This is a genomic window from Pseudomonas sp. XP1 (assembly GCF_053557675.1).
Genome location: NZ_JBNRIJ010000002.1, coordinates 248,897 through 258,524, shown reverse-complemented (window position 1 = coordinate 258,524; position 9,628 = coordinate 248,897). Strand labels below are relative to the sequence as shown.

Sequence of the window (9,628 nt, the reverse complement as noted above, 5' to 3'; positions counted from 1 at the left end):
GGGGCCACCCCCGCGAAGAGGCCGGTGCAGGCGATACAAAAACAGCAGACGAAAAAAAGCCCGCCAGTGTGAGAGCGGGCCAAAGGACCTACGAAGATTCTTCTAGCGACCAACTAGCTTCCACGATAGGTCGAATAGCTGTACGGCGAGATCAGCAGCGGCACGTGGTAGTGCTCCTGCTGCTCGTCGATGCCAAAGCGCAGCACGACAACATCCAGGAACGCCTGGGCTGGCAGCTGTACACCGCGAGCGCGGTAGTAGTCGCCAGCGCTGAACTGCAGCTGGTAGACGCCGGTACGGTAGTCGTCACCCTGCAGCAGCGGCGCGTCGACGCGGCCATCGCTGTTGGTCAGGGCAGTGTTCACCAGCTCCAGCTGCTGGCCTTCAACACGGTACAGCTCGACCTTGATCGAGCTGCCCGGGCAGCCATGCGCGGCATCCAGTACGTGTGTGGTCAAACGTCCCATTGCTTGTCGCCTCTTGTTCAATCTGTGGGCAAAAAATACACGGCCATCATCACGCCAAAGGGCCTGCGATGTGCGGGAATGACGCCATTAAGACATTCCATCGCAAAATTGTACACAATTTTTTGAGCCCATGCGTCGCACCCGCCGTTTCGTGCCCATTAACGACCCATCGGTCGCAAATACAGGCGCGACACAGACGCCAACGTCATTAGCTGACCAATCAGGCAGGTTTCTTGCACTGTTTTTCCAGGTCGCTTCGAGGCGACAAAAGGGAAGAAATGCGGAAAAACAGGCTTACAAAAGATTTCAGAAGTTGTATACAATCAGCCCATCCGGTGGTGCGACATACCGACGCGGCCCGCCCACCACCCGCACTAACGCACAAGAAGGAAGACTGCAGTGAGCGCTGACTACCCTCGCGACCTGATCGGTTACGGCAACAACCCTCCTCACCCGCAATGGCCGGGCAACGCTCGCATCGCGCTGTCTTTCGTCCTCAACTACGAGGAAGGTGGCGAACGCAACATCCTGCACGGTGACAAGGAGTCCGAAGCTTTCCTCTCGGAAATGGTCGCCGCCCAGCCATTGCAGGGCGTGCGCAACATGAGCATGGAATCGCTGTACGAGTACGGCAGCCGTGCCGGCGTGTGGCGCCTGCTGAAACTGTTCAAGGACAGTGGCGTGCCGCTGACCATCTTCGCCGTGGCCATGGCCGCCCAGCGCCACCCCGACGTGATCCGCGCCATGGCCGAGGCCGGCCATGAAATCTGCAGCCACGGCTACCGCTGGATCGACTACCAGTACATGGACGAGGCCCAGGAGCGCGAGCACATGCTCGAAGCGATCCGCATCCTCACCGAAATCACCGGCGAGCGCCCGCTGGGCTGGTACACCGGCCGCACCGGCCCGAACACCCGCCGCCTGGTGATGGAAGAAGGTGGCTTCCTGTACGACAGCGACACCTATGACGACGACCTGCCCTACTGGGAGCCGAACAACCCTACCGGCAAGCCGCACCTGGTGATCCCCTACACCCTCGACACCAACGACATGCGCTTTACCCAGGTACAGGGCTTCAACTGCGGCGAGCAGTTCTTCCAGTACCTGAAGGACGCATTCGATGTGCTGTACGCCGAAGGCGCCGAGGCCCCGAAGATGCTGTCCATCGGCCTGCATTGCCGCCTGGTCGGCCGTCCGGCACGCCTGGCCGCACTGAAGCGCTTCGTCGATTACGCAAAAAGCCATGACCAGGTCTGGTTCGCCCGTCGCGTGGACATCGCCCGCCACTGGCACGCCACCCACCCGTACAAGAAAGAGAACGCCTGATGACAGCCTTCAAAACCCTCAAGCCATCCGCCCTGAGCCGTGACGCCTTCGTCGAGGCATTCGCCGACATCTACGAGCACTCGCCGTGGGTAGCCGAAAAAGCCTATGACCTGGGCCAACTGGGCGAGCTGGACGAGATCGAGGCGCTGCACCAGCGCATGAGCGACATCCTGCTCAGCGCCAACCACGCCGACCAGCTGGCGCTGATCAACGCTCACCCGGACCTGGCCGGCAAGGCCGCCATCCAGGGCGAGCTGACCGAATCGAGCACCAACGAGCAGGCCGGCGCCGGTATTCACCAGTGCACCGCCGAAGAGTTCGCCCGTTTCACCGAGCTGAACGACGCCTACAAGGCCAAGTTCCAGTTCCCGTTCATCATGGCGGTAAAAGGCAGCAACCGGCACCAGATCCTCGCCTCCTTCGAAAAACGCATTCACAACGATGCCGATGCCGAATTCAAGGAAGCCCTGGCGCAGATCAACCTGATCGCCCTGTTCCGCCTGCTGCAGCTGTAAAGCCGCCGCAACGCTTGAGCCTTATCCAGAACAACGAACATAGAAGAGATATCCGCATGCGCACCCTGATGATCGAGCCCCTGACCAAAGAAGCCTTCGCCCCCTTCGGAGACGTGATCGAAACCGACGGCAGCGACCACTTCATGATCAATAACGGCTCGACCATGCGCTTCCACAAGCTCGCCACGGTCGAAACCGCCGAGCCTGAAGACAAGGCGATCATCAGCATCTTCCGCGCCGACGCGCTGGACATGCCGCTGACCGTGCGCATGCTGGAACGCCATCCGCTGGGCAGCCAGGCTTTCATTCCGCTGCTCGGCAACCCCTTTCTGATCGTGGTCGCGCCAGTTGGCGATGCACCTGTATCAGGCTTGGTCCGAGCCTTCCGCAGTAATGGCAGGCAGGGCGTTAATTACCATCGCGGCGTCTGGCACCACCCGGTGCTGACGATCGAAAAGCGGGATGACTTCCTGGTGGTTGATCGCAGTGGTTCCGGCAACAACTGCGACGAGCATTACTTCACCGAGGAACAGATGCTGGTCCTCAATCCCCACCAATAAGAAAAGGTCGGTCATTCAAGGGCTTTGCCCGAGCGGGTGACCGGCAAGAGGTACATACTGTGGAAGCACACCTTCACGAATGGCTGAACCTGAGCATTCGCTGGGTTCACATGATCACCGGTGTCGCCTGGATCGGTGCATCGTTCTACTTCGTCTGGCTGGAGAACCACCTGAACCGAAGCAACCCGCGCGATGGGTTGTCGGGTGATCTCTGGGCAATTCACGGCGGTGGTATCTACCACCTGGAGAAATACAAGCTCGCCCCCCCGAAAATGCCCGAGAACCTGCACTGGTTCAAATGGGAAGCCTATTTCACCTGGATGTCCGGTATCGCCCTGCTGTGCGTGGTGTTCTACTGGAACCCGGCCCTGTACCTGCTGGCCCCTGGCAGCACCCTCAGCGGTGCCGAAGGCGTGGCCATCGGTATCGGCTCGCTGATCGCCGGCTGGTTCATCTACGACTTCCTGTGCGATTCGCCCCTGGGCAAGAAACCAGCGCTGCTCGGTGCCGTACTGTTCGTGCTGATCATCGCCGCGTGCTGGGGCTTCAGCCTGGTGTTCAGCGGCCGTGGTGCATACCTGCACACCGGCGCGATCATCGGCACCATCATGGTCGGCAACGTGTTCCGCATCATCATGCCGGCCCAGCGCCAGCTGGTGGCTGCGATCGAGAACAACCAGACCCCGGACCCGGTACTGCCGGCCAAGGGCCTGCTGCGCTCGCGCCACAACAACTACTTCACCTTGCCGGTGCTGTTCATCATGATCAGCAACCACTTCCCGAGCACCTACGGTAGCCAGTACAACTGGCTGATCCTGGCCGGTATCGCAGTAGCCGCGGTCCTGATCCGCCACTACTTCAACACCCGCCACGACAGCAACAAGTACGCCTGGACCCTGCCGGTCGGCGCCCTGGCGATGATCTGCCTGGCCTACGTCACCGGTCCGAAACCGATGGCCGTCAGCCCTGAGCAAGCCGCGGCGAAGGTCGAGTACCAGCCACTGCCTGCGACCGCTGTAGGTGGCAAGACCGCTGCCGAGCAACGCGCCGAGGAGGCCGCCAAGGCTGCCGCAGCGCCTGCCGCACCGGCAGAAGCCCCTGCCCAGGCCACGGCGCAGGCTGGCGGCGAGAGCTTCGACAAGATCCACAATGTCATCCAGGAACGCTGCACCGTGTGCCACTCGTCCAAGCCGACCAGCCCACTGTTCAGCGCCGCCCCTGCCGGCGTGATGTTCGACACCCCGCAGCAGATCCAGGCCCAGGCCGCGCGCATCCAGGCGCAAGCGGTCGCCAGCCAGATCATGCCGCTGGGCAACATCACCCAGATGACCACCGAAGAGCGCAAGCTGGTCGGTGACTGGATCGCCAAAGGCGCCCCGGTCAACTGAAACACAATTGTCGGGATAACACCGCCCCTGTAGGAGCGGGTTCACCCGCGAAGAGGCCGGCACTCCCGGCCTCTGTTTCAAGACATACGCAACAAGCAAGCATCGAGCGTTCAGCCTCAAGCGGGAACCTCAGGCTTTCTTAACCGGAAGCCTGCCGCCTGAGGCCGGCGCTTGGATCCGAGAATAAAAACAAAACTCGAGGTGCTGCATGTCCGAGTCACGCAAGGCGTACATCCCTGTTGCGCCGCCGCGCGAGCCCTTGCCCCTGTTCCAACTGATCCTGGTTGGCCTGCAACACGTTCTGCTGATGTACGGCGGCGCCATCGCCGTGCCATTGATCATCGGCCAGGCCGCCGGGCTGTCCCGTGAAGAAGTCGCTTTTCTGATCAACGCCGACCTGCTGGTCGCTGGCGTCGCCACCATCATCCAGTCCTTCGGTATCGGCCCGGTGGGCATTCGCATGCCGGTGATGATGGGTGCCAGTTTCGCTGCCGTCGGCAGCATGGTGGCCATGGCCGGCATGCCCGGCGTAGGCCTGCAGGGGATCTTCGGTGCCACCATCGCCGCCGGCTTCTTCGGCATGCTGATCGCGCCGTTCATGTCCAAGGTCGTACGCTTCTTCCCGCCACTGGTCACCGGCACGGTGATCACCTCGATTGGCCTGTCGCTGTTCCCGGTGGCAGTCAACTGGGCCGGTGGCGGTCAGGAAGCAGGGACCTTCGGTTCGCCGATCTACCTGCTGGTGGCCGGCCTGGTGCTGGCAGTAATCCTGCTGATCAACCGTTTCATGCGCGGTTTCTGGGTCAACGTGTCGGTGCTGGTGGGAATGGGCCTGGGCTACATCCTGGCCGGCTCCATCGGCATGGTCGACCTGTCGGGCCTGAACGACGCACCGTGGCTGCAAGTGGTGACCCCACTGCACTTCGGCATGCCGACCTTCAGCCTGGCGCCGATCCTGTCGATGTGCCTGGTGGTGGTGATCATCTTCGTCGAGTCCACGGGCATGTTCCTGGCCCTGGGCAAGGTGACCGATCGTGAAGTTACCCCGGGGATGCTGCGCCGCGGCTTGCTGTGCGATGCTGGCGCGTCGTTCATCGCCGGCTTCTTCAACACCTTTACCCACTCCTCGTTCGCCCAGAACATCGGCCTGGTGCAGATGACCGGGGTGCGCTGCCGCTATGTCACCATCGTGGCCGGTGCCCTGCTGATCCTGCTCAGCCTGCTGCCCAAGGCGGCCTTCCTGATTGCCTCGATCCCGCCTGCAGTACTGGGCGGCGCGTCCATCGCCATGTTCGGCATGGTCACCGCCACCGGGATCAAGATTCTCCAGGAGGCGGACATCGGCGACCGTCGCAACCAGTTGCTGGTCGCGGTGAGCGTCGGCTTCGGGTTGATCCCCGTGGTACGTCCGGAGTTCTTCGCCCAGATGCCCCAGTGGATGGAACCCATCACCCACAGTGGTATCGCCATGGCCACGGTCAGTGCCCTGGTGTTGAACGTGCTGTTCAACATCCTGGGTGGTGCCGACCGTGCGGTGCACAACGACGCCTGTCACCAGCATTGAGCACAGGGGGGCGGCGCACTGCCGCCCCACCTCGAATTCGCCGTAAACGCTACACCGTCGGCCCGCCGGAATGGGCCGTCCGGGGCGCCTGCGCGCCAAAAAAACCAAACAAAAACAATAAGTCCGGGAACCACAACATGAAACGCATCACCTCGTCCCTCTTGCTGGGCAGCAGCCTGCTGGCCACCGTCCCCGCCCACGCTGGCGAATGGCTGCAGTGGCATGGCGAAAGCCTGACCTACCTGTACGGCAAGGATTTCAAGGTCAACCCACGCATCCAGCAGACAGTGACCTTCGAGCACGCCAACAAATGGAAGTACGGCGATACCTTCATGTTCGTCGACAAGATCTTCTACAACGGCAAGCCCGACCCGGGCAAAGGCGTGACCACCTACTACGGTGAGTTCAGCCCGCGCCTGTCGTTCGGCAAGATCTTCGACCAGAAGCTGGCGTTCGGCCCGATCAAGGATGTACTGCTGGCCATGACCTACGAGCGTGGCGAGGGCGACAACGAGGCCTACCTGATCGGCCCCGGCTTCGACCTGGACATACCCGGCTTCAACTACTTCACCCTCAACTTCTACCTGCGCAACACCGAAGGTAGCCGCCCCGGTGACAATGTCTGGCAGATCACCCCAGCCTTCTCGTACACCATTCCGGTGGGCAAATCCGACATTCTGATCGACGGTTACATGGACTGGGTGGTCGACAACGACCAGACCCGCCGCGGTACCTACCATGCCAACCTGCAGTTCAACCCACAGGTCAAGTACGACCTGGGCAAAGCCCTGAACCTGGGCGCCAAGCAGCTGTACGTGGGCATCGAGTACAGCTACTGGAAGGACAAGTACGGCATCGACAGCCAAGGCAACATCGACAGCAACCAGAGCGTCACCAGTGCCCTGATCAAGGTGCACTTCTAGAAAACTGACCGAACGCACAAGTTTGATCCACCCTGCTCCAGGACGGAGCACTTGAGGCAAGGCGCGCAAGCCAGTAATCTGCGCGCCCCCTCGATCAGGGCAGAAGGGATTCTGCCTGCGTTTACTGACCGCTCAGTCAATGAATACGGGCGGTTGGCCAACGTGTTGCCAGCCTGAAAGACCCTTTTCATCCGTTCAGAACGAAGTCGAGCAGGAAGGTTTTGCCAGCCCAGGAAAGTTGGCTCAACCCTTGCCAAACAGCTGTGGCCTATCGAAAAAAGCTGACTCGCAAGACAAAAAAAGCGCCAACAACGAGCGCTGACAATAGATCAATCAAGGGAGCGACACTCGCAATGCGTACCATCAACAGCCTGATCCTCGCCGGCGGCCTGCTGGCCTGTGGCACCACCTTCGGCGGCGACCTGCTGCAGTGGCAGAACAACAGCCTGACCTACCTGTGGGGCAAGAACTTCAAGGTCAACCCGTCGATCCAGCAAACCGTGACCTTCGAGCACGCTGATGGCTGGAAGTACGGCGACAACTTCATCTTTGTCGACAAGATCTTCTACCAGGGCCAGAAAGATGAGGGCAATGGCCCGAACACCTACTACGGCGAAATCAGCCCGCGCCTGTCGTTCGGCAAGATCTTCGACCAGAAGCTGGCCTTCGGCCCGGTCAAGGACGTGCTGCTGGCGATGACCTACGAGTTCGGCGAAGGTGATACCGAGTCGTACCTGATCGGCCCGGGCTTCGACCTGGACATCCCTGGCTTCGACTACTTCCAGTTGAACTTCTACAACCGCACCACCGACGGCAGCCGCGCTGGCGACAACGTATGGCAGATCACCCCGGTATGGTCGTACACCATTCCGGTCGGTTCGTCCGATGTGCTGATCGACGGTTTCATGGACTGGGTGGTGGACAACGACGAGAACCGCCGCGGCACCTATCAGGCCAACCTGCACTTCAACCCGCAGATCAAGTATGACCTGGGCAAGGCCCTGCACCTGGGCGAGAAGCAGCTGTATGTGGGTGTGGAATACGACTACTGGAAGAACAAGTACGGCATCAAGGACAGCGATGCCTTCACCACTGATCAGAACACCATGAGCTTCCTGGTCAAGGTTCACTTCTGATCTGAGTAAAGGGGCCGCCTTGCGGCCCATTCGCGGGTAAACCCGCTCCCACAGGGTCCGCACCGGGTTCATGGCAGACGTTATACATGTGGGAGCGGGTTCACCCGCGAACCGGGGCGAAGCCCCGGCCAGGCAGCATCAACTGGCCGGCCGAACCGCCCGCCACAATTTCCCCGCAATGCCCACCACGGCCAGCACCACGGCACCGGCCACAACCCCGACACCGCCGTTCAGCAGCGCCACGGTAAACGCCCCACCACGTCCTTCACTGAATGCCTCGATGGCATGATGCAAAGGCTCGATGCCATGCACCAGGATCCCGCCACCGACCAGGAACATGGCCGCCGTGCCGATCACCGACAGGCTCTTCATCATGTACGGCGCGGCCCGCAGAATACCGCTCCCCACCGCCCTGGCCAGGCGTGAAGCCTTCTGGGTCATCCACAGCCCCAGGTCATCGAGCTTGACGATACCGCCCACCAGCCCGTACACGCCGATGGTCATGACCACCGCGATGCCCGACAGCACGACGATCTGCTGGGTCAACGGCGAGTCGGCAACAATGCCCAGAGTGATGGCGATGATTTCCGCCGAAAGGATGAAGTCGGTACGTACCGCCCCCTTGATCTTGGCTTTCTCGAACGCCACCAGGTCGACGTTGGCATCGGCCACCGCCACCTTGCGCGCTTCATGCTCGGCGTCATCCTCGGCCTTGCTGTGCAGGAACTTGTGAGCCAGTTTCTCGAAGCCTTCGAAGCACAGGTATGCACCGCCCAGCATCAACAATGGCGTCACCGCCCACGGGATGAACGCACTGATCAGCAGCGCCGCCGGCACCAGGATGGCCTTGTTCACCAGCGACCCTTTGGCCACCGCCCACACCACAGGCAGCTCGCGCTCGGCACGCACCCCGGTGACCTGCTGGGCATTGAGTGCCAGGTCATCGCCCAGCACGCCTGCGGTCTTTTTCGCCGCCACCTTGGTCATCACCGAGACGTCATCGAGTACCGTGGCGATGTCGTCGATCAGTACCAGTAGACTGCTTCCTGCCATGTTTGCCTGCATCCAGAAGAATAAGTGTCGAGGATTCTAGCCCAAAGCCGCTGCCTTGAGCGCCCGTCGAGCCCGGTGCTACCATGCCCGATCCCTCTTAGAGGTGGCCAGACACGAGGAAGATCCCTGACCATGAGCACCATTCGCGAGCGCAACAAGGAACTGATCCTGCGCGCGGCCAGCGAGGAATTCGCCGACAAGGGCTTCGCCGCCACCAAGACCAGCGATATCGCGGCCAAGGCCGGCCTGCCCAAGCCGAACGTGTATTACTACTTCAAATCCAAGGACAACCTCTACCGCGAGGTCCTGGAAAGCATCATCGCGCCGATCATGCAGGCGTCGACCCCGTTCAATGCCGACGGTGACCCCAAGGAAGTGCTGAGCGCGTACATCCGTTCGAAGATCCGCATTTCCCGCGACCTGCCGCATGCGTCCAAGGTGTTCGCCAGCGAGATCATGCACGGCGCCCCGCACCTGTCGCCGAACCAGGTAGCGCAGCTGAACGAGCAGGCGCGGCATAACATCGAGTGCATCCAGCGCTGGATCGACCGCGGGCAGATCGCCCATGTGGATGCGCATCACCTGATGTTCAGCATCTGGGCTGCGACCCAGACCTACGCCGATTTCGACTGGCAGATCTCTGCGGTGACCGGCAAGGCCAAGCTGGCCGACAGCGATTATGACGCCGCGGCGGAG

10 protein-coding genes are annotated in these 9,628 nt (G+C 61.3%); 8 read left to right on the top strand and 2 right to left on the bottom strand.

The features are described from left to right. Nucleotides 1-113 precede the first annotated feature (113 nt). On the bottom strand, nucleotides 114-467 hold the full coding sequence (uraH, locus tag ACK1U9_RS03525; RefSeq protein WP_003259496.1) for a hydroxyisourate hydrolase: 354 nt from the start codon (nucleotides 465-467) through the stop codon (nucleotides 114-116). 399 nt (nucleotides 468-866) lie between these two features. On the opposite strand from uraH, the gene puuE reads away from it, so the two are divergent. The 7 genes from puuE (at nucleotide 867) to ACK1U9_RS03490 (ending at nucleotide 7,879) form a co-directional block, all read left to right on the top strand. Next, a complete protein-coding gene (puuE, locus tag ACK1U9_RS03520) occupies nucleotides 867-1,793 on the top strand; it encodes an allantoinase PuuE (protein WP_013973531.1) in 927 nt (308 codons plus the stop codon). Beyond that, on the top strand, nucleotides 1,793-2,308 hold the full coding sequence (gene uraD / locus ACK1U9_RS03515) for a 2-oxo-4-hydroxy-4-carboxy-5-ureidoimidazoline decarboxylase (protein ID WP_046615032.1): 516 nt from the start codon (nucleotides 1,793-1,795) through the stop codon (nucleotides 2,306-2,308). Before puuE ends, uraD begins: the two co-directional genes overlap by 1 nt. A gap of 56 nt (nucleotides 2,309-2,364) precedes the next feature. Continuing rightward, nucleotides 2,365-2,868: an ureidoglycolate lyase gene (locus ACK1U9_RS03510; RefSeq protein WP_003259500.1), complete on the top strand. Its 504-nt coding sequence runs from the start codon at nucleotides 2,365-2,367 to the stop codon at nucleotides 2,866-2,868. Between the two features lie 59 nt (nucleotides 2,869-2,927). Next, nucleotides 2,928-4,256 (top strand): urate hydroxylase PuuD, encoded by a 1,329-nt coding sequence (locus ACK1U9_RS03505; protein ID WP_046615031.1) that lies wholly within the window; start codon nucleotides 2,928-2,930, stop codon nucleotides 4,254-4,256. A gap of 208 nt (nucleotides 4,257-4,464) precedes the next feature. Further along, complete coding sequence (locus ACK1U9_RS03500) at nucleotides 4,465-5,820, top strand: nucleobase:cation symporter-2 family protein (protein ID WP_046615030.1); 1,356 nt, start codon at nucleotides 4,465-4,467, stop codon at nucleotides 5,818-5,820. Nucleotides 5,821-5,957: 137 nt separating this feature from the next. After that, nucleotides 5,958-6,743: an outer membrane protein OmpK gene (locus ACK1U9_RS03495; protein WP_046615029.1), complete on the top strand. Its 786-nt coding sequence runs from the start codon at nucleotides 5,958-5,960 to the stop codon at nucleotides 6,741-6,743. A gap of 353 nt (nucleotides 6,744-7,096) precedes the next feature. Continuing rightward, the gene (locus ACK1U9_RS03490) at nucleotides 7,097-7,879 is read left to right on the top strand and encodes an outer membrane protein OmpK (RefSeq protein WP_046615028.1); all 783 of its coding nucleotides are present in this window, start codon (nucleotides 7,097-7,099) and stop codon (nucleotides 7,877-7,879) included. A 138-nt stretch (nucleotides 7,880-8,017) separates the two neighbouring features. Here the strand turns inward: ACK1U9_RS03490 and ACK1U9_RS03485 are convergent, their stop codons facing one another. Next, nucleotides 8,018-8,932 carry a DUF808 domain-containing protein gene (locus tag ACK1U9_RS03485; protein WP_046615027.1) on the bottom strand — a complete coding sequence of 305 codons (915 nt, stop codon included), beginning with the start codon at nucleotides 8,930-8,932 and terminating at the stop codon, nucleotides 8,018-8,020. Between the two features lie 132 nt (nucleotides 8,933-9,064). Here ACK1U9_RS03485 and ACK1U9_RS03480 point away from each other — a divergent pair. Beyond that, nucleotides 9,065-9,628 (top strand): TetR/AcrR family transcriptional regulator (locus ACK1U9_RS03480; RefSeq protein WP_449109703.1); only part of this gene is annotated, 564 nt, incomplete at its 3' end.

Coding starts and splice junctions, on each gene's coding strand:
- ACK1U9_RS03500 (WP_046615030.1), top strand. CDS start 4,465: ATGTCCGAGTCACGCAAGGCGTACATCCCTGTTGCGCCGCCGCGCGAG.
- ACK1U9_RS03495 (WP_046615029.1), top strand. CDS start 5,958: ATGAAACGCATCACCTCGTCCCTCTTGCTGGGCAGCAGCCTGCTGGCC.
- uraD (WP_046615032.1), top strand. CDS start 1,793: ATGACAGCCTTCAAAACCCTCAAGCCATCCGCCCTGAGCCGTGACGCC.
- ACK1U9_RS03490 (WP_046615028.1), top strand. CDS start 7,097: ATGCGTACCATCAACAGCCTGATCCTCGCCGGCGGCCTGCTGGCCTGT.
- uraH (WP_003259496.1), bottom strand. CDS start 467: ATGGGACGTTTGACCACACACGTACTGGATGCCGCGCATGGCTGCCCG.
- ACK1U9_RS03485 (WP_046615027.1), bottom strand. CDS start 8,932: ATGGCAGGAAGCAGTCTACTGGTACTGATCGACGACATCGCCACGGTA.
- ACK1U9_RS03510 (WP_003259500.1), top strand. CDS start 2,365: ATGCGCACCCTGATGATCGAGCCCCTGACCAAAGAAGCCTTCGCCCCC.